Source organism: Pseudoalteromonas umbrosa, from assembly GCF_030125375.1.
Taxonomy (GTDB): Bacteria; Pseudomonadota; Gammaproteobacteria; order Enterobacterales; family Alteromonadaceae; genus Pseudoalteromonas; species Pseudoalteromonas umbrosa.
Map to the genome: position 1 here is coordinate 169,805 of NZ_JASJUU010000009.1, position 21,910 is coordinate 191,714.

At 45.1% G+C, this 21,910-nt stretch carries 16 protein-coding genes; all 16 read left to right on the forward strand.

What is annotated here, in order from left to right; genetic code table 11:
* Positions 1-22: 22 nt before the first annotated feature.
* The 16 genes from QNM16_RS23860 to QNM16_RS23935 all read left to right on the forward strand — a co-directional run bounded on the left by QNM16_RS23860 (position 23) and on the right by QNM16_RS23935 (position 21,904).
* A complete protein-coding gene (locus tag QNM16_RS23860) occupies positions 23-1,651 on the forward strand; it encodes a phage tail protein (RefSeq protein ID WP_284022745.1) in 1,629 nt (542 codons plus the stop codon).
* A gap of 256 nt (positions 1,652-1,907) precedes the next feature.
* Positions 1,908-4,928: a DUF4815 domain-containing protein gene (locus tag QNM16_RS23865; RefSeq protein ID WP_284022746.1), complete on the forward strand. Its 3,021-nt coding sequence runs from the start codon at positions 1,908-1,910 to the stop codon at positions 4,926-4,928.
* A gap of 21 nt (positions 4,929-4,949) precedes the next feature.
* Entirely contained in the window at positions 4,950-6,164 is a 1,215-nt protein-coding gene (locus QNM16_RS23870; protein ID WP_284022747.1) for a hypothetical protein, read from the forward strand.
* Positions 6,165-6,268: 104 nt separating this feature from the next.
* Positions 6,269-10,057 carry a DUF4815 domain-containing protein gene (locus QNM16_RS23875; protein WP_284022748.1) on the forward strand — a complete coding sequence of 1,263 codons (3,789 nt, stop codon included), beginning with the start codon at positions 6,269-6,271 and terminating at the stop codon, positions 10,055-10,057.
* Between the two features lie 95 nt (positions 10,058-10,152).
* Positions 10,153-10,578 (forward strand): hypothetical protein, encoded by a 426-nt coding sequence (locus QNM16_RS23880; RefSeq protein ID WP_284022749.1) that lies wholly within the window; start codon positions 10,153-10,155, stop codon positions 10,576-10,578.
* A 3-nt stretch (positions 10,579-10,581) separates the two neighbouring features.
* Positions 10,582-11,448, forward strand: coding sequence for a hypothetical protein (locus tag QNM16_RS23885; protein WP_284022750.1), 867 nt, complete (start codon positions 10,582-10,584; stop codon positions 11,446-11,448).
* 166 nt (positions 11,449-11,614) lie between these two features.
* Positions 11,615-12,241 (forward strand): hypothetical protein, encoded by a 627-nt coding sequence (locus tag QNM16_RS23890; RefSeq protein WP_284022751.1) that lies wholly within the window; start codon positions 11,615-11,617, stop codon positions 12,239-12,241.
* A gap of 108 nt (positions 12,242-12,349) precedes the next feature.
* Positions 12,350-12,559: a hypothetical protein gene (locus QNM16_RS23895; RefSeq protein ID WP_284022752.1), complete on the forward strand. Its 210-nt coding sequence runs from the start codon at positions 12,350-12,352 to the stop codon at positions 12,557-12,559.
* Between the two features lie 106 nt (positions 12,560-12,665).
* Complete coding sequence (locus QNM16_RS23900; RefSeq protein ID WP_284022753.1) at positions 12,666-14,918, forward strand: hypothetical protein; 2,253 nt, start codon at positions 12,666-12,668, stop codon at positions 14,916-14,918.
* A 27-nt stretch (positions 14,919-14,945) separates the two neighbouring features.
* A complete protein-coding gene (locus QNM16_RS23905) occupies positions 14,946-17,336 on the forward strand; it encodes a hypothetical protein (protein WP_284022754.1) in 2,391 nt (796 codons plus the stop codon).
* Between the two features lie 88 nt (positions 17,337-17,424).
* Positions 17,425-17,748 (forward strand): hypothetical protein, encoded by a 324-nt coding sequence (locus tag QNM16_RS23910; RefSeq protein WP_284022755.1) that lies wholly within the window; start codon positions 17,425-17,427, stop codon positions 17,746-17,748.
* A complete protein-coding gene (locus QNM16_RS23915; RefSeq protein ID WP_284022756.1) occupies positions 17,741-18,034 on the forward strand; it encodes a hypothetical protein in 294 nt (97 codons plus the stop codon). Before QNM16_RS23910 ends, QNM16_RS23915 begins: the two co-directional genes overlap by 8 nt.
* Before the next feature lie 52 nt (positions 18,035-18,086).
* Complete coding sequence (locus tag QNM16_RS23920) at positions 18,087-19,250, forward strand: hypothetical protein (protein ID WP_284022757.1); 1,164 nt, start codon at positions 18,087-18,089, stop codon at positions 19,248-19,250.
* A gap of 31 nt (positions 19,251-19,281) precedes the next feature.
* Positions 19,282-20,313: a hypothetical protein gene (locus tag QNM16_RS23925; protein WP_284022758.1), complete on the forward strand. Its 1,032-nt coding sequence runs from the start codon at positions 19,282-19,284 to the stop codon at positions 20,311-20,313.
* Positions 20,314-20,323: 10 nt separating this feature from the next.
* Entirely contained in the window at positions 20,324-21,316 is a 993-nt protein-coding gene (locus tag QNM16_RS23930; protein ID WP_284022759.1) for a hypothetical protein, read from the forward strand.
* Positions 21,317-21,373: 57 nt separating this feature from the next.
* Positions 21,374-21,904: a hypothetical protein gene (locus QNM16_RS23935; RefSeq protein WP_284022760.1), complete on the forward strand. Its 531-nt coding sequence runs from the start codon at positions 21,374-21,376 to the stop codon at positions 21,902-21,904.
* Positions 21,905-21,910: the final 6 nt, after the last annotated feature.

Consider the following 21,910-nt stretch of genomic DNA (forward strand, 5'->3'; position numbering starts at 1 on the left):
TATTTAACGGGATTGAGACGACATGACAGAACGCTTAATTGATATACATGGGTTAATTCCTGAGCGGCTAAGAGATGAGCCACTATTAAAAGATTGTATCGAGTCACTGGAACACGTTTTTTATCGGCGAGAAGAAAACGTTTCACGACAGATAGAAGCTATTCGAGATAAATATACCACCTATCTCGTGTTGGCAAAAACCCCTGCAAAGGAGTCTTTTCAGATCCGAAGTGCGCCAGCAATTACAGAGGTGACCCCCACCCTGTACATGTCTGAGCCGCTCATTGTTCGCGAGCAAGCCGACTTTAGTTTTGCTGTGGGTAAACACCAGTTTTCCTCGCCAATATTATCACTCGAAAGTATCGATGAGATCTTCGACGCCAATAATATTCATAATGCCACCATCAGACAGATCACACCGCTTTTTCGCAACATGAAAGAGGGCTATTTTGAGGAAAACTGTTTTTATGAAATAGAGTGCGAAACCCCTATCGCTTTCTCTTTTAAAGGGCTGCGCCACGGCACACAAGCCCCCATAGAAAAAATAGTTGAACCCCTCTTTGGCTTGACCTATGAAAGTAGCAACCTGCGAGAGTCCGACCTCTATGCACTGGAGCCCGACTTTACCTATCAGGTGCATGCCACCGCAGACGGCTTTGATTGGGGCATAGATGGCCTACGTCATGATCCCGTAGAACTAGACCTCAGTCGCGAACGAAATGCCCAAGTGGTTAATGAATACGGTTACCAGTATTTAATTGATGCACTGGGTATGACGGCCCTTGATGTCGCCTTGATCCGCTCTTTTATCACTGTAATACACCAACTTAAAGGCTCACGTAAAGGCGTCGATTTGATGCTAGATTTACTCAAACTACGGGACTACGTGCAGCTCATTGAGTGGTGGGAAGATGACCCGACAGGCGAAACGGTCACAGAAATGACCTATCGTGCTGAAGTCGACTTACGTAATCAGGCTAATTTCAATGGCAACAGTTTGCAAGCATTGCGCTTGTTCTTACGCCAATACGTCTACCCTTTAATGACTGACTTTGCGTTGATCATCGATTTTGTCAACGAACGTCTAAAAACGGGCTATAACGTTCTGACCCATCAGACTGTCAATGGTACCGTATCTTCACCGCTGGTTATCACCCCAATTATTCGGCCTTATCAAACCATTCATGCGTCTAACGCCTCACCGGTTATGGCTGGCATGAGTGGTTTGACAGAGCGCGAATACAAAGTCAGTTTTAACAGTGTGCAAGAAGATGTCACCTATCAAATGGTCGACCAAACATTAAATACGGGTTTCAACGTACTGCCGCACATGGAAGTCAAAGGACAAACGACCACACAGGTCATTGTCGGTATGACAGGTATCGGCCATACCCGATATCACGGCCATACCAATAGCCCTATCGTCGTCGAAACCAGCGGGTTGGTGGATAGAGAAATCAGTATGGAGTTTAAGCAGGTCGCAACGGAGTCTGCAATTAACTTTACTTTTCATGTTGCCAATGGCACAAAAGGCTTTGTTAAACAGAGTGTGCCAGCCCAAGGCCACTCGCCAATGATGTTGATGATGCGCGGTATGTTAGATCAAGCCTATGAAGGACAGGTTACCGGAGATATTAACGACGCACCATAATATTGTACAATGTTATTTATAATCTAGCGCTGTCACCATAGCAGGCAGCGCTCTAGAAGGGATATCATTGCTATAAACCCACCTCAATCACCCCATTGCATGGTGTTTTTCATTGCTGTGCAAGAGGCACCGTTGTACAATCTTTATAAGTAGTGCGTTTCAACAACGCACGTACATTCTGTGAAATTAATGACGAGATATCAGGGTGGCACGCCTGCCACCCCCTGTACGCTTTGAGAAGAGGGGTAACTACTATATGGCCATTGTAGGCGTTGTCACTAATAAAGGCTTAACTGAATCGGTTAGAGCGTCCAGCAGTAAAGGCTGGGCTATTCATCCAACTCGATTTGGTATATCAGCTGACAGTGGAGAACTACGACCGACTCGTGAAGACACTAAACTAATTTGGTATGAAGCGCCAATTAGTGATCAAACAGTCGTATCTGAAAACACAATCCAGTTTGTTTGTACCATTCCGCCTCAGGTAATTGAGACAGACCAACACATTAACGAAATCTATCTATTTGGTGAAAATTCAGAAGATCAGTCGGAGTTCCTACTAGCCGTCGGTCAACCAACTGAAACCATCACCTACTTCAAAGATGGTACTATCACACTGCGTATGCATGTGACTTTAGCCAATGTGCAAGCGTCTCAAGTATTTGAAATCAAATACGCGGGCCACCGTAGTATTGAAGATCACAACACCAGCGAAGATGCCCACCAAGAACTATTTGGCGCGCTCTCTGATCAGATAAAATCGCTGGGAGACGCCATCTTAGTTGACAACCAAGTCTCTAGTGGCGGTGCAATTTATATCGACCGCAAAGCAGGCACTGCGCAAATTGATGATGCAAAGTTCTACCACAACGGCATTCTAAAGCGCGTACCTGGTGCCAGTTTTGTTATCCCTTTGAGCGGCAAAATTTCTGTTGGTATTTGGACAGGCAAAAACGATCAAGACGAAGAAACGCTTGTTTGGGGTACCCGCTATCACCCAGCAGGTGATGCATACCACGAAGTACACATCATCCAAGATGGCTTCCTGATGACCTTAACCGAAGGGGTGATCAAAGAAGAACCTGTTCACAGCAGCGTGGTACGTTATGATCGTGAAGCCAATGGCAGCTATGTTGTGCATGGGATGAATGTCGGTATTGCGCAAACAGGTGATGACCATTACATCGTCCAAATCGGGGCAGGTAAAGCGCATATCGATGGCAGCGAAGTTGACCTACCAAGGATCACCGAACGCACCTATAATTTTGACCCAGATACTGAGCGCGTTGTCGCTGAGTTACACCGCTTCTTGCCTGATGAGAAGGGCCAAATGGGTGTGGTTGTAGATAACCAACCTATCGCGACACAAAAACCAGTTAAAGTGACCTACTCAAAGCGCTCAACGCTGGGTATACAGCGCGGTAATGGCACAAGTGCCGGTGGTTCTGATTTCTTAACTGAGAATTTATTGACGGTCCATAGCGTCAAATACGGGACTACGACTTTCTTAGAAGGGCGAGATTATCAGATCCGAGGCGGGCTATTAGATTGGTCACCGATGGGCGCAGAGCCACCTCCAGGCTCACGTTACACAGTTGATTTCGAATATATTCAAGAAATCACACTACCAGAAGATCAGGTTCTTGAATCAGGCTTTACATTTGAAGGCGCAATCATCGGCTCTAACTTCCACGTAGAGTACGAGGCACTACTGCCGCGTAAAGACTTAATTGTTTTAGAGCGCGATGGCTCTTTAAGTCGTATCAAAGGTAAAGGGGATACACGTGCCTTGACGGCACCCAAAGCGCCAGCAGGCACCTTAGCACTGGCTGAACTAGGTCAGCATTGGACCTCTGGTATTGACCCCGCGGTTGAGAACACAGGCGTAGTCGCTGTCAGAGCCGATGACCTCAATGCGATGCGCGACAACATCAGTAATCTGTTTGATATGGTTGCCGAAGAGCGTATTGCACGAATGGCCTCAGGGGATGACCCTCGTCCAAAGCGCGGCATTTTTGTCGATGCATTTGTCGATGACAGCCAACGTGACGGCGGTGCAATTCAAACCGCGATGGTGAATGCCGAAGCTGGTGAGTTAACGCTATCTTCTGATGTACATACAATGGACACCAAGGACATCAGCAAAGCCGATGCACCAAATGGGATTGCCATGCTGCCGTATTCACTACGCACAGTGCTTGAACAAAACTTCTCGACATCATCGATGAAGGTGAATCCATACTCTGCTTTTGATCCGATCCCGCCAACTATCAAGCTATCACCAGCACTAGATAACTGGACGGTATCAAATAACTTGAGAACCACTATCACACAAACGCGTACCCGTCGTGAAATGGTGAGAGCCTCAACATTCCGCAGCCGCTTCAACTCCAATGCAAGCAGCATCACTCGTACCACTGGCAGCACCGTACGTCAGAATACGTTAACTCGTAACAATGAGTTACCGTACCTGCGCGAGCTGCGTGTCAGTTTTGAAATCGCAGGATTCAAGCCGGGTGAAAAAGTGACGGATATTCGATTTGGCTCAACGGATGTGACCCCATCATTAGATTCATTTGGCTTACCGCCTTTGGATACCACCTTACTGGTTGGTGACAATAGTGACTTGGATACACGTCCGCTTTATGACGGTGCCAGTGAAGCCATTACCTCTTGGGTACGCCAGTCGTTCCACGCCAATGGACCTCGCCCAAATGAACTGACACCTTGGAGCTTAAAAGGTGGACGCGTCAATTACGGTGCAAACAGTGGCACGTACGTGACATTAACTTCTCGAGATACTTTCGATAACTTTGATACCACAGTGCGTGTCCGCGGCACCAACGGCGATGATGATTGGATAGGCTTAGTCTTGGCTTCCATCACAACCAATGGCCAAACCCACACACTGAGCGCAGTACGTGCTACTCGTGATGGCAAACTCGCTTGGCGCTTGTTAGTCAATGCTGGTCAAACAGGGGCTATCTCATTATTTGAAGAGCAAAATCGCTTTGCCTCAGTAGATAAAAAAGGCGTGTGGTCTACCTTCCCTGAAGGCACCACAATCCGTGTTATTCGTAAAGGCACAAGCTTTAAAGTGCTCACCTCAAAGATGGGAGAGCTTCTGCTAGATGAAAGCAGTGCATATACATTCGACATCGACGATCACGAAGCATTGAAAGTATTTAAATCGCCGTGTGCATGGGGCTTTGTGTCCTATAGCCAACCTTGTTCGTTTGAAGTGCTATCACACACAAACGCAGGCAACATTGGGTAAGATTGAGTAGGTATTAGAGAAATGGCAGAATTTATTGCAGATGAGAAAGGAGCTATTCGCGGTAGCTTCAAAATACCAGCTAAACAACGTGCTGGTACACACGAAGTCCGTGTGACAGGTGAGCTGGGCACAATTGCCCAGACTGCCTTCACAGGTCAAGGCACAGAAGAGATCACAGAAGTCCAAAATATCATTACCAATACGCTGGTCACCTACCAGCGTTATGACCCACTGGCACAGACATTCACGTTCGATCGTGATGTCGACCTAGCTGCGGTCGATGTGTGGGTAAAAGTCAAAGGCGAAACACCGATGACGCTCGATATTCGCACTTGTGAAAACGGCATTCCAACCCCAAATATTTTACGCCGTCAACGCGTTGAATTAGACGAAGTAAGCAATGTTGATAATAATCAGCATACACGCATTAGCTTTGATCCGATCAGGTTACAGCGCGGTGTTGAATATTGCTTCATCCTCATGGCTGATGACGCGCTATGGGAAGTTGAGGTGGCAACGCTTGGCGAATATGACAGACGTAACGATAAGTGGATCCAAGCACAAGCATTCCAAATTGGTACACTGTTATCATCATCAAATGCCTCCACTTGGACACCGCATCAAAAAACCGATATGCGCTTTAGATTGCATGAAGCAACATACACATCACACACTCGCAGCTACGCATTGGGCACATTCGATTTATTTGAAGCCGACCTAATTCACGCGCAGTTTACCGCGGATCGTGTAGATGAACTGACTGATGCCGCAATTGTATTAACTATGCCTGATGGCCGCACCGAATATCGCTTAAAAGAAGATTCGATCACTTCATTGCCAAACAAAATTACCGGTAAAGCCAACGCGAAAATAGAGCTCAAAGGCACAGCAGATAAATCACCCACGGTCCTTACAGGCTTAACGCTAGTCAGTGCCGGTGTTGTTGAAACAGGTGAGTACGTTACAAAGCATATTCCACTTGGCAATGATGTCGATGTCCGTGTAAGCTTTGAAACGCGCACCGGTTTGAACTCAACCGTGAAAGCATTTTACTCTACGGGCGGTGAGTGGAAAGACTTGCCTCTCAGTGGCAGTGTAAATCAAGATGAAGGCTTTATTGAGCGCAGTTACAAGATTGACGAGCTTAGCGGGGATACTATCCGCATTAAGTTAGAACTACAGGGCACAGCCCGTGATTTACCAAGAGTTCGTAAATTTAGAACAGTGATCATCTAATTGTACAACGATAGAGACTGATACTGTATACTTAACTAAGTAATGAGACATGATACGCGTTGTACAATACCAATGTGCAACGCATGATTAGCAGAGGAATGAGCATGGCCGTAATTGGAGTCATAACAAATGAGGGTCTGAGTCAGACCATCAATGCTGCAAACAAAGAAGGTTGGAATATCTACCCGACTAAGTTTGCGATTTCCACCAACAAAGGTTCACTATCACCGAGCCGTGATACGGACTCCGTTGGCACACTGTGGTTTGAAGCCCCAGTCACCTCAAGACGGGTCATTTCAGACAACTCTATCGAGTTTATTTGTAATATCCCACCTAATGCCACAAACGAAGATAAAGAAATCGGTGAGATTTACTTATTTGGTGAGTCTAGTGATGACACACCGCAAGAATTCTTATTGGCGTTGGGCCAGCCTTCACAGGCATTAACCTATTATTTTGACGGCAGTATTTCACTGCGTTTAATCGTCACCCTGACCAATATCAACATCAGCGACCTATTTGTATTCCAGTATGAAGACTCGGTTGATATCGACGAACATAATATGGACCCAGACGCACACCCAAAACTCATCAAAGCGGTGGCTCAATGGGTAAAAGGACTGGGTAACGCCCTGCTGCGTAACGGTCAGCTTTTATCTGGCGGTTCAATTTACACGTCTAAAGACCCACAAGGCGGGGACATTACGGTCAGCGCAGAAGCGGCAGCAATCTATGTGAACGGTGCTGTGTTGTATGTGCCTGAAAAGAAAAACTTTCAAGCACCGGGGTCAAGCGTCATTAGTTGGGGTGTTTGGGTTGATAACTCAGGCGCAGAAGTGGGTGGCGGAGAAGATTTAACATCGCCAGAGGCAAGTGTTAAATGGGGCATGTCAACCGACCCAGACGTTGATAGAGAGAAAAGTACCTTCTATGAAGTCTATAAAATCTCTGATGGCAAAGTCCTAGAAGAAGAAGCCCTGCTCTCTGACGAAGCACAAGAAATCATTGGCCAAATTATGCGCTATGATGTCGATGCAAACGGCAACTATGCTGTGAATGGCTTAAATGTTCGCTTAGATAGCTTTAATTGGGATGACACTCAAGACAATACGGTTTACTCAGTTTCAAGTGGTCGAGCTCACGTTGGTGGTCGAGAAATCAATGTCCTACATGATCACCGTATGCCCGTTGAAAATACAGCGGTGACTTATACCACAAACGCAGAGCCAGTTGCCTTCATTCCCGATAGCGAAAATAAAATGGACGTAGTGCTGGATTTTGGTCCAGTTGAAGAAGTCATTGAAGTTATCGCTCCTGTCAAAGTAACAGGCCTTAAGTTAGAGCGAAGATCAACCTCAGGCTCACTACTTGGCGATGTGAATGAAAACCCGTTAGGCGTGTCTTCTGTACAGGCTATAACCCGAGTATACAGTGGCGACGGTAGGGAATTTTTAAAAGGCGATGACTGGGATTACAAGCAAATAGGTAACAGTGTCGTAGAGTCGGTGCTTGTATGGCTCTCAGATAGCCTACCTCAAGGCTCTCAGTTTTATGTCGACTTCATTTACAATACCGAAGTGACTGACGCCATTACTTTAACTGGCGATAGAAAAGGCTTTAGCATTCCAGAAACCATCACACCTGCTGATAGCCCTAATAACATGCAGGTCAAAGTTGCAAAAATCGATGAGTTGCAAGGCGACCAACTATACATGGATGTAGACTATAGATGGCGTATCCCGCGCATTGACCGTCTATATCTGGATGCCGAAGGGCGTTTAACGCACGCGCGCGGTGCGGCAAGACCATTCTCTCAGCCAAAAGCACCTAGCTTGCCAGACAAGTCGTTGTCACTGGCGGAGATGTACCACACTTGGTGGGAAGGCCCTGACGTCAAGTTAGACGGTGTTCAAGTGGTTAAAATGTCAGACTTGAACAAGATGCAGCAAAGTATTTATGACCTATATGATCTGGTAGCACTAGAGCGCTTAAAGAACGATACCGCACGTGGTGCCCCAACCGCAACGCATGGCTTATTTGTTGATCCAATGCTGGATGATGATATGCGCGATTTAGGGGCTGAAGCAGACTTTTTGAAAGAGAACGATGATGTCAAAGTCAGCGCAACTATCAACCCTGCACGCGAAGAACTGGTCTTGCCGATACAGATGTCCCCAAATAGCTTGAACCAGAGCAAGGAATCCAGTCCATGGACATTGGAATATGAGCATACTGTTCTAACAGATCAGGGCAACCCCGTTGAGCAAACCAAGATGACAGGCTCAATGAAGGTGAATCCATATGCGGCATTTAAGCCAATTCCAGCTAAAATGACGCTGATCCCAGCTGTTGATATCTGGACTGAAACCAAGATGAACTTAAAGTCTGGTGGTTCAATCAATTCAACCGTAGTGAACCATGGTGTATTTGGTTTTAGATTCCGTGGTAACGTAAGCTCAGCAAAAATTGGAGAAACAACACGCACATTAGAATTCCTTCGTGCGCTGGACATAGAATTTACCATTGAAGGGTTTATTCCAAATACCACTATCCAAGAACTTAAATTTGATAATGTACCAATTACACCACAGCCAATCGATGGTCAGACAGAAGTCAAAGCTGACCAAAATGGCGTCGTTAAGGGGATCATCCCAATCCCAGGTGATACCTTCACGGCAGGCCGTAAACTGGTAGAAGTTACTGACTCAACAGGACAAATTACCGCACAAGCCAGCTTTACTGGTAAAGGCACAGTTACAACTGAAGAGTGGCAAACTAAGTTTACTGGCGGTTTCCAACGCTGGGACCCACTTGCACAAACGTTCACCCTAAATCAAGACCACTATGTTGCAGGTGTGGATATTAAGATGACAACCATAGGAACAGACCAAATTGTGGTTCAGCTAAGAACGACATCGGTTGGTATTCCTGACAAAACCATCGCTGAAGTGCGCCTGAATCCTGAAGATTTATTACTGTATGAAACAGAAAAGCACAATCTTCAAGATCCTATGGTAGACGGAAAGCCTGAGTCTTATAAAAACCCTAACAAGTTTGGTTGGACACGAATTGAATTTGATCCAACATTTGTTGAGGCAGGTACAGAGTACGCATTCGTTGTACTGACGGACGACCCTGATCACGAAATGGCCATCGCAGAGCTAGGTGGTGTCAGTGAAGACGGTGAAGTGATCAGTGCACAGGCTTACCAAATCGGGGTGATGCTATCATCTTCAAACGCCACAACATGGACACCGCACCAGTCAGCTGACTTAACTTTCCGCTTGCTCAGTGCAGACTTCGTCAACACGGAACGAGAAATTGACTTAGCAACCTTAGACCTTGATAACGAAGGTTTCTCAGATGCTATGGTCGTTGGAGGTGCATTAAGGCCAAGTAATGACAGTGATGTCGTGATTACCTTTACTGATCAGGACAATATCAGCTACGACATGACAGAAAATGCACCACTGCGCCTAACTGAGAAAATCAAGGGGACAATTTCTGTTAAAGCGAAACTTAAAGGCAATAAGAGAATATCGCCTATAGTGTGGCCAGAGCTGCTCATGATGATAGGTAAGCAGCAAGACAAGGCCATATACTGTACCCGTACTTTTGCCGCAGGCAGTGATAACAGTACGCTGTCAGTGAAGTTTGAAGCCGAACTTCCTGGTAGTGCAACTGTACAGGTATATTATCGTACTAAAGTGAGTGGCAAAGACGAGTGGGTTGAGATGATCAACCCAGAGAAAACTCAACTTGATACCAATGTTCATGACTGGGAATACAAAGAAACACAGCTCAGCGATGAATCAACACGTATCTTGCTCAAACTCTCTGGCGATGCCTTAAACCGCCCTGTCGTTAGAAATTTAAGAGCCATGGCATACTAAGCTTTGGCCTTTAAATTAAACCTAAACGGGAGGGGTAAGCCAACTTGCTTACCTCTTCCTTTTTCCATCTTAGAACTCATTTAGATAGGTTTTTAATGGCATTATTAAGTGATTTTCAAATATCCCGTAACGGTGGTGGCAGTGGTGCCGCGTACCGGCGTGAGGATAGATTTACAACGGGGATCATTTACCCAAAGCAGTACGAACGCTTACGTATGTCCATGGGAAAATCGATCACCCTACTCAAGCTCAGTGTGAGCGAGCCATGTTTAGTCAGGGTGTTCAGTACCAGTGATTTCTCAGATGTAAATCCCTTTGAATTTTTGGCTTACCCAAATTATTTAAGCTACGAGGGTGGAGTATTCGATACACTCGGCACTGTGTGGGGCAACAACCGCCACCCAACTCTTGCAAACAAAGATCGTTTTCCAAACGACCAGTTTTATTTTGAAATCGCCAATCCATACGACCAACCAATAGAAGTCAGCGCAGAGTTAGTGTGGTTGGTATTGGAGGACTAGATATTGTTTTACATTGATATCAACAAACAAACTGAAAAGCGTTATGCGCCTGAAAAACTGATCCGCTTCGACACCGAAGGCGCAGTTTATGACATCTTAGACTCCCACTTTCTGGTTGAGTTAAACAAGCTGCCGATGGCAGGCACGTACGTCATCGTTGAAGATGAAGGCCGCCCTGATGTCATTGCATACAAGTTATTTGGTTCCACTGAATATTGGTGGATAATCATGGCTTACAATAACTTATTGATGCCAAGTCAGTTAGTCGCAGGCGCTGCCATCAAATATCCCAGCATGCAACGTATAGAAACACTATACGGTAAGCTCGCCGCACAAGAACGCCACGTCAATAACAAACTGATTGAAGCCAATGCACCTGAAACGCGCAGTTTAATCGGTGATCCTGATAGTTTAGGCAAGGTGATCCCAAGCGGTGATGGCGAGACCAATGCCATGCTATTGCGCGCCTATGCCTCGTATGCCGCGCAGCGCTTTAATTTGGATTACGCTGTCATTGATGACTTCCAGACCACCGAAGGCATTAATATTGAGCGCTCAAAAGGCTTGCAACATGCGCCATTTAGAGTCGACCTCACCGCCGGCGGTACTGAAGCGCCTATCCTCACAACCATAGAACACAGGTTGTTAGAACGCACGACAGCCAATGCAATTCATGTTGCTATGCTGCCAGATACCAACAATTTAAACATTGAATACTCTTTAGATGGCGGAACGCGCTGGGAGGGGTTTGACGGCGGTGTCATATTCACCAAAGGCAGCGATACCATCACATTGCGTTTTATTTATACACCAGCGCAAGGAGACCCAATGCAAAGAACATTTAATGGCTATGTTATCGTGCATAACTAAAGTAGGATTTTTACAGTTTGCGGCAGATATTCGGTAGCTTAGCGCAACGCAAACGTTGTACAATAGATTGAGTAGACTTTACTGTTCGGTATAAACCGTCGTGACAGCTCGGTCTGCAAGCTGTAAAAATTGTACGAAACTGATGAGACATCGAGAATATTGAGACATGACCATAAATAGAAAAACCGTTGTGATCCCAGCAAAGGTGGGCAGCCGTGACCACCGTCATGCTAATCAACTTACCCTCGATAGTCTAGACTCAGACGCGAACGACCAACTCAGGTTTAACGGCATACCCATGGTCGATGCTAAGATGCTTGAAAAAGCAATGGAAAACAGAGATTTACTGCTTATACCTTACCTTGTATACAGTTATTCAACTTATGTTTCCTTGTCATCTGGGCTACCGCTACTAGAGCTCATTACATTTGAGGATCAATCAATGTTGGACCTCAATGAAACTCATAATTGTACAATAGAACCTTATAATGCCACATTGGACACCTCAACAAGCCACGCAGAACTTGTGACGCAGCGCCTTGGGGTAACCAGTAAATATTATCGGGATAACAAGCCGCGTAGGTTCTGGATTTCAACCATTCCTAACTACGAAGACTTAATGGTAGAAGTACGCTTAGACAATAGCGATACATGGTACGGCATCGAGGCAAACAAAGCCATCAATGCCGCAGACGGTTTTACCAATATACAGCTTCGACTATCACTACCAACTGGTGCAGGCACGAGCGACACAAAACGAAAACTTTACGGGATTTATATCCTGTATAAGTAGTGAGATTGAGGGCGATATGCGCCAAGGTCACGCAAAAATGATTGCGCGTAGTAAATGTGAAAGTGAGACGTAATCTTTTTAAACCGAATTGAATTGAAGGAGCCTTTTATGGTGATCAGCACACATCGTCTTGGCCTTGCGGCGTATATGAAAATGCAAGGTTGTGTATTACTAAAATTTGAAAACAGAAGATTCTTTTTTGAAACAGAAAAAGACCTAACAGAGTGGGAAGTTGCTTACTCTAACTCTTGTTGTTACCGCCATGACTTGGAGCTATGCGAATTACGCAAATTGTATCCTAGCACACCGCGCGGCTAACCTTTGAGAGATCGGGCTGCCAAAATTGGCAGCCCACAATGATGATTGAGAGCTTTGATGATGTGACCGCTTTGGCAGTCACTTAACAAACAATGAGAGATAGTGAATGGCAAGTTTAGATTATGGTTCAGGAGGACTAGATAGCTTTGCGGACTATGAATGGAATGGTCAGCACTATTTTGCTTTTGATTCCGATGTCATCCTTGAGTTCAGTGTTGACATCCAAGACCCTGTCCAAGCTCTACGTGCGGTTAACGCAGGCACAGTGGTCTCTTACGTCGATAGTCAATTCTCGCAACTGCTTGGTGCGGGTAGTAATGTCGGCTTTCAAAGTAAGGTTAACTTTTCAGGACAAGAGCGGGTAAGCTTTTCACTGAGTCCAGTCATAGCAGAGACCTTCTCTCTATGGGATATTGATAACCTTGCAACTTGGCCTGATCAAGTACAATTAAGCTCCGCAGCGACCATCGGTGATGTAAAGGATTATGTAGACCAAAATCTAACCTTTGCAGTTGAGTACATAAAAAATACCACGCAAGAAAGCATACTCAATGAAGTTCGCATTCAGCTACCGATAGCACTACCGAGTTTACTGAACGAACAACTTACACCCCTTTTAGATACATATTCAACCAATAGCTTACTGCCAGAAATAGATAGGCGGATCAGTGCCGCACTGAGTAATGGACAAGGCCTAACATTTGAAGAAGTGAATGGCATCATTGATACCCGCCTACCCCTTGCCATAGAAAGCTATGCTGATAACAATATTTACCCCAATATTGGCAGTATCGCAGTTGAAGCGGTCAGCCCTGCACTGGACCAGCTCTATAATGCTGTGCGCCAAGAGCTCACAGCGCAAATTGATGAAAAAATAGCAAATATAGGCGCAGGCGGCTTAACTGAAGATAACGTAGTCGCGTTGATTAACGCAATACTGCCAACACAAGTAACGCAGTTGCTAGATGCACAGCTCCCAGATAGTATCAATACCCTAACAGGGCCTATTGTAGATGCTCAGCTCGCTGCACAACTCCCCACCGCGATTCGCACTGGGCTAGAACAAAACAGTGAAGTAATCTTAACGACCCTCGCCCCAGCAGTCACTCAAACAGTTGAAACAACACTCGGCGAAACGCTGCCCAGTAGTGTCAATAGCGAGGTTAGTAACCAACTGCCTTTGGCAGTCAAGAATCATCTAGATCTGACGTTTGAGGACACAGTAAGTGGCTATCTAGATGCGACACTCCCCACGGCGATCGACGCAGAACTCGATCTGCGCATTACCTCTGACAGTGTATGGCCGCTCGTTCAAGATCAAGCAGATAACCAGACTCACGCTATTCTTGGCCAATATTTTACAGGCAGCACACTTTGGCCACTCGTATCAGAACAAGCAGGCATTCAGGCTTTAACCATCTCTGCTTCTGTTGTTGGGGAAACCGTCACCCAAGAAGGGATCTGGAACTTAATTGAAGGCGTAAGCGCAACACAGACCGATGGTCAAATTAGAGCTGCGTTAGCTGAATTTGAAGCCAACTTAGGCAACCTCAATCCAGATACAATTTGGACAGGTATAAATCAACATGTACAAACCGCCATTGATAGCTCGATTATTGAGGCTTTTCCGACTTTAGCCCAAGATACCATTCTTGATAATCTAACCGGCAATGTCACAAATGAACTACAGCTACAATTACCCACATTAGTACCTGAACAAGTTCAAAATGCGCTTGATAATGCGCTACCAGGGCGTGTTAGAACCGAGTTTTTAACCAACTTAAATGACGCGTTAACTGAAAATGGGCAAATAACAACAGCCATCGATGCCAGAATTGATGGTCGCGTTGACGCAAGAGCTGAAGAGGTGATCACTAATACGCTAAATACTTCCGTATTACCACTGATCAACACTGAAGTGCAAAATACGGTTGCAGCGCTGACTCCGCCTATAGTCGAGCAACAGATCACAACGCAATTACAAACCGTTATTCCAGCACTGGTTGAAGACTCAGTTAATGAAACAATGCAGCTTGAGCTGGATAACTTAGTAGCCACAACCATCCCTAATATCGTCAACATTGAGATGAGCTCAACGCTCGATACACGATTGGAAGAAGCATTGCTTGCTTGGTTTGGTGACTCGCGTCCACCTATTCACCGACGTTACCATTTTAACTCACCTCAACAATTTTGGGTTATAGAACATGAATTCATAGGTGCATCATTCACAGAAAGGTTGTACAATAGTTTGGGTATTCCTATGTTTGCTTCTATCGAAGTTGTCAATGAGACGAGTTTTGTGGTTAAGCTCACCGAAGCATATTCCGGGTGGGTAGACGTTGAGTTTTATGTTTAATTTGACACCGCAAGGATCTACTTTATTATGACATACCCAATTTATCATGGTATTACGCTTGCAGCACAAGCTGCATTTGAAAACCTCGTTATTGAAAACTTGGCAGCCGATCCGGTTGCGCCTGAAGAAGGTCGAGTTTGGTACAATGGTACTGAAAAAGTGTATCGCATGTCTGTTACAGACGACGGCGGTGCACAAAAGACACTTACGTTCCAAGATAAAGAAGCTTTCGCTGAGTTTTTGACACAGTTAAGCTCAACAGTCGCTGAGAGTTCTGGTGCAAGCAAAGTGGGCTATGACGGCGCCACAGGTACTAATACACTTTTTTCAGTTGAAGCTGGCCAGTTAGACAAATCTCTAGATACGATCGTACAAGCCATCGATGATGAAAAGCAAGCACGTACCGTTTTAGAAAGTCAGGCTGACAACGAAGGCGCTATCAAGGTTGGTTATCAGGGTAAAGCAGGTGCCAAGGGTATCTTCAGCATTGACCGTGGTACCCTCAAAGACGCCCTTGATAAAATGGTCGACCAAATCGACTTAAATGCAGAAGCAAGCTCTGTATCATCACAGGCAATTCAAGATGAACTTGACGCTACTCAAGCCGCAGCAGGCCTTGATGCAGCCGGTGCTTATACGCCAGATGAAACCTCTAATTACCTTAAAACAGCTGACTTTACAGCGGCAACGCGCACAGCGAGTTTAAAAGATGCCGATGCACTACTAGATGCTCAAGCTAAGTCTATCGATGATGACCTACAAGCATACAAGACTGCAAACGACACAGCGCTGACAAATTACCTGTTAAAAGCAGGTGATACCATGTCAGGCAACCTAAATATGGGCGAGTTTGCTGTCAAATCAGCTTTTGCACCACAAGATGCAAACGATTTAACAAACAAAGCCTATGTTGACTCTGTAGCAACTGGCCTTGATGTTAAAAACTCTTGTCGCGTTGCATCTGTCTCTGTTATCAACAACCTTGCTGGTGACTTACAAGATAACGGCGATAGCACTTACCTATTAGATGGTATCTCATTGGTTGATGGCGATCGCGTACTGGTTAAAAACACAGCATCAATCGATGGTGTTGAAGCCGCTTCAGCCATTCATAACGGTATTTACACTGTTGCATTAACACTAAACGATAGTGGTACTGATGTCACAGCTGTTTTTACACGCGCTACTGATGCAGATACCGACGCCAAAGTCTCTAGCGGTATGTTCACATTCGTTGAAGAAGGCGCTGTCGGTCAAAACAATGGTTATGTATTGGTCACTGATGGTGTGATTGATATTGGTTTGACAGAGCTAAACTTCGAGCAGTTCTCAGGTGCAGGCCAAGTAATTGCAGGCGCAGGTATTTCAAAAAATGGTAATGAACTATTTTTGAACTTTGGTGCAGGTATCACTGAAACACCTGATGATGAAATAGGCATTGACTTTGGCGCAGGCTTATTCACGACAGAAGATGGTGTTACAGACTCTACCGGTGCGGCGGCTAAGCTTGAAATCAAAGTTGATGGTAATACCCTCGTAAAGTCAGCAACCGGCTTAAAAGTTTCTGATGACATTGTGAATGCAACTGGTAACGCACAAGCTGAGCTTGACCTAACGCAGGCTGGTGCTGGCCTTAACGACCAAGGCAACTATGTAGCAGCTACTGCGGCGAACTATATCGCAAGTGAAACAAGCATCCATGGTGCAACAGTTAAGCTAGACACTGAGCTTAAGGGTACATCAGACAGACTTGATACGGAAGTTTCGAACCGTGAAGCGGGCGACACTGCACTTCAAACAGAGTTAGATGCTGTTCAAACAGGCGCAGGTCTTGAAGCCAATGGCGAATACATCGCAGATCCAACAGCAGATGTCATCAAAACAGCACTGTCATTAAAAGGAGCAGATAAACTACTTAATGACAAGGCGCTAGAAATTGATGGCAAACTTAGTCAGGAAGTGACTGATCGTGCTACAGATGATACTGCAATTCGCAACGGTGTGGGTCTCCTTGTTAGTGGTGCAATGCCAGACGTATCTGCAACAAATTATCTTAAAGATACAACTGATATTTTTGCTGCGCTTGTTTCATTGGATACGGCAGTAAATGCAGGTTTAACTAAAGCTTCGCAAGATACTGCAAACGTAGTTACACAGCTGAATGCCAATAAATATGTCTATGATTCATGGAACAACGCAACTCAAAAGTCTGAAGCGCACGTTATTGAGCACAACTTAAACTCTGAGCATGTCAATGTGACTGTGTGGGTTCAACGTGAAGATAATGGCAAATTCTATAATGACTTAGCATTGGTTACGCAAGACAGCAACAACCAGTTGACCGTCAACTTAACCGCGCCGTTACGCGTAAAAGTAGCAATTGAAGCGATCCGTGATTTCACAGATCCAACGGCTTAAGGTCATGTTTGACCTATAAGCTTTAGCTATCGTATAAGGGGCAGGTGCGCAGGTGCCCGTCCCTTTTTATTATGAGATTAATTGCACAATGATAATGTTTGAGTTCTACCGCAAGCCCATATCACGCTTGCGTACAAAAAGTGAGGTCTTACACGCCCTTGGAGAAGCTTTAACTGAAGTACAAGCAGCCATCGTGGCCGGAGATGTGACCTCTGCTGATCTCTCAGAAGCGATGACATTTTTAAAGCGCTACTATGAAAGGCTGGAGCGCTTAGTCCTAGGGGAAGGTCAAATCGATTACGCCAAAGTTCTTAAACTACAATCGAAAGACCCAGTACTGCAACAGGCAAAACGCCGCTTCGAACGTCAACATCAGCAACTCAATACGGCTAAGGCGAGACCTTATGCTTAGTGAAACTAACTTTAAAAATCTGCAACTGTCAGGTTGGATAAGCCAACTAAAAAAGCAATTTGAGCAATTTGATCACGATTTGGCAAGCCCAGATATTCAGCAACTCTCATTAGAAGAACAGCTTATTTTTATCCAAAGGCAGTATGAACTGCTCAACCTAATGTATAACGTGGCTGTAGGGTATGACGATAGAGATGTTGTACAACAGATACTTGGTGTTGATGCTGAACTATTCCAAAACACGGCGAACACAGCAAACTTGGCTGCTCCAAAAGATGTGAACTGAGCCATGAGAACTTAACCCTAATTTTAAAATATTTCAATAGGAACAAGATGTTATGTCAGCGCAAGAATTGATTGTACAAACTCATATGCGGATGCATAAAAATTCTGCATTGAGTTTTGATGATATGTCAGAATTTCCAATTAACCCCTACCCAGGTCAATTTGCACTTGTAGAGGGTATTTTATACATTTATGCAGCTTTAGGCGGTCTTGAAACTTGGTTTCCACTAACTAACCGAAAGTCGTCACATGTGCACTATCAGGCCGTACCTTCAATTCAATGGAGAATTGCACATAACTACGGTACCACAGATCTCATATACTTTGTGTACGACCATACCGGCCGATTGATGCCCGCCAATGCCGACTTTGTTGACGATAACCACTTTGAAATCAATTTGGCGACATCAATGAAAGGAAAAGTGGTGGTATTTGCACACTCAGACCTCTGGGTTCCACGACTTGAAACCACCGATGGATATGCTGAAAAGCTCATGCTAAACCAGCACCTTAAGGTGTCTAATGAGCATGTTATCCTCGATGCGTCAGGGGTCACTGTTGGGGGCACAAACCTCAGTACATGGATCCAGCAAAACACCGATCGTATTGGTATTTTAGAATACGCGCTTGAAAATAACGTGGACCCTGCAATTACAGCCCAACGTCTTGCTGATTTAGAAGCAAAACTCACCGAAGTACATTGGCGTGACATCATTGATGCCCCCCCTATTGAAGATCTGCAATCACATCCGGCACAAAGCTTTACCAATGTTGAAGTCGCCAACCTGCGCAGTGGTAAAAGTGCAACAGGTGAAAACCTTTCTCAAACCATTGTGTATGGAGGTGATGATCAGCCCAATGCCGAAGTGGCAGGTGTCAACGATATCTGGTTTGATACCAGTGGTGATTCAACCGTCGTCAGAAAGAAAAATGCTGATAGCGGAGAATTTGAATTTGTCGCACAAATTGCATCCGAAATGATCATGAAGCACTCAAATGTTGTCTATGTCACAGGTGAGTCTGACAAAACACATACTTTTACATCAAATGATATTAATGGTTTACCAGAAGTCATTGTGATTAAGCCAAACTTTGTGACCGTGTACTTAAACCGTCAATTACTGCGTAAAAACGAATACAAGATCATTGACCAAAATACCATTGAAATCTTGGTTGATCTTGCTGCGAATGACGAATTAGAAATCGTTACCGCTTAATGTTTTTAAAGCGTTTAACCTAGGAGACAACATGTCTGTAATTAATAAGCTCAGAGATTTATTCGTCATCCGAAAAGGTGGCGGTAAGACACAACTTGAAGCGGGAAAGCGTTATGCGCTAACCCGCTCTGGCGCGCTTAAAACAATCCCCAACAACAACACAACCGAATTTAACAACTATGTAGACGACAAAGATGCATTGGTCCTACTTGGTGATAGAGGGGATTTGAGACAGCTAGAAACCATCACGCGAAATCTATCCGTGTTATTTAACAACACCGTGGACCAAAATGAGATGTATACGGTAACGCCCGTTGCCACCTCTTCTCAGGTAACTGCTGGAGCGGTATATTCCGTCGGCGGATTAGCATATTGCTCGCAAGTAAAATTGATTGGCAGCCCTGAACAATCCGTCTCATTTACGCTTTATGGCAGTAACGATAATGTCGATTTTGAACTCATTGGCGAAACCATCTCCCACACGTTCACTTCTGATAGGCCAGAAACCATCGACGTAGACAGATCTGCGCCTAAATACCGTTATTTTAAAATTGAGCAAGGTCCTTTAACCCCACCACCAGAGCCTGTAGAAGGAGAGCCACTCGGATCAGGGGTTAATGAGGCACCGATAATCGGCGTTATCTTTATCCTGCAAGATATCTCTGTTTCGAAGTTTTTTGAAAAGGACAAAGCCGGTAACTTAGCCAGCTTAGTATCAAAAGAATATGATCTGAGCCTGTATGCTGAAGGTAAGCTCGACTCAGACCAGTATTTATACGTGTTTGCAGTCCCTAAGCAACTCAAGATTCGCAATAACTTTGATGGTTTTCTTTTTAATACGCGCATACCGCCCAGCGCCGATTGTATTTTATCAATCAAACACAATGATACCGAAATAGGCACCGCGACCTTACAGCCAAACGGCTCTGTGGTACTTAGCCCTATTGAAGAAACGTTTATCGAAGCTGGAGATTGGCTGTCACTGCAAGCCCCGACAACACCTGATGTGGCGTTAGAAGATATCTCTGTCACATTAAGCTTTGAGCGCACTGATACAGTCTAAGGAGACACTTATGCCTGGCAATCACAAACTCCATGAACTGTTTTTGATGGGTAAAGATGGTGTCAAACGTATCTTAGAGCCCAAAAAACGCTACATCATGACAAAACAAGGCGCCTTACGTGAATTGCTTGGCGCCGGTTTGAATAACAATGATGACAAGGCCTTTGATGAGCAAATAGGCAATAAAAACAGCTTAGTGCTCAGCGGTGATCGTGGCGACCTCCGTCAGATAGAGACGGTGATCCGAAACATGTCATCCATCTACTCTAACGCCGTGATGAAAGATGACATTTTCCATTCAAACGAAGGACAACCGGACGGAGAGCAGAGCTGGGCCGAAAATACCGTCTTAAGCTTTGACGAGCCAAGAGTCATAAGTTACCTCGGCGTCAAACACAATACGGTGATCGAAGAAGACATTGTCATCACATTGCAAGGCAGTAATGACAACAGCACATGGGAAGATATACAAACCATTATGGTGCTAGGTCGCGCCGCCGCGCCGTTTGAAAATACGAAGGTACTGCCATCAGCTACCACGTACCAATATCTTAGATGGAGTAAATCCGGAGAAATACTGCCGGACAGTGTTTTTATCGGACACACATCGGTCTTATATGACCGATTTCTAGGAGCGGCTGAGGGCGATCGCCTCAGCGAACTGATCGGCGAGTCTTATGATTTGTCTGTTTTTATTGATGGCGGTATTCCATCAGGTGAAGAGCTGATAAGTTTTAAAGCACCGCAGCGCTTGACCCTTAAGGCAAACTTTCAAAACTGCGTCGCCAAGGTGATAACGCCACCAAATAGTGCATCCGGTATCACCTTATTAAAAAATGACACCCCTATTGGCGTTATTACGCTCAATACCAACGGCGCGGTGACGGCAAGTTACCCTGAGACTGTGTTTGAAGAAGGCGACCGCCTCATGCTTAAAGCTGGTGACATTGCAGATCCGCTCCTGAGCGATGTTGCATTGACATTGGTTATGGCCAGAGGCTAAACCAGTAAACAGCCATAAGGGCACAACACCTTATGGCCCTATCGCGAGGGTTCACCAGTGTTCGAAGAGATGTTAAAAGCCCTACTGGGCTTCATTTTTAAACCTAACGCCGCCGGCGAAGTCGAGATGCAAATCGATGTATTATTGTCTTGTATCACACTCGTCGCTTTTGTTGCGCTATACAGATTCAAGCTCGTGCCATTATTTAAAGCACTTGATGAAGCGCTACCCGCTTGGCAACAACGTGCTACAAAACTGGACGACACTTTTGTCACCATCAGTCACATTCATGCCATTGTCAATGACGTAAAAATGCAGGTTGAAAAACTTGATGTTGGACGCGAAGACAGTGAAGAGTTAATGCGTGAATTGCAGGCTCAGCTTACTTTAGCAGAGCAATCAGTACAGAGTATCTCAAAGTCTTTGCACTCAACCACACAACGCTCAATTTTAGACTGGCTAGAGCGCTCAGAAGATCGCATGGCTGATCCACTCAAAGAGCTGTCGGTGATTCAATCTGAGATCCGTAACTTGTCTACTTTACTCATGGCAACATCGGTTTCTCGCTTCAACAAGCCTCTGAGCTAAGGAGAG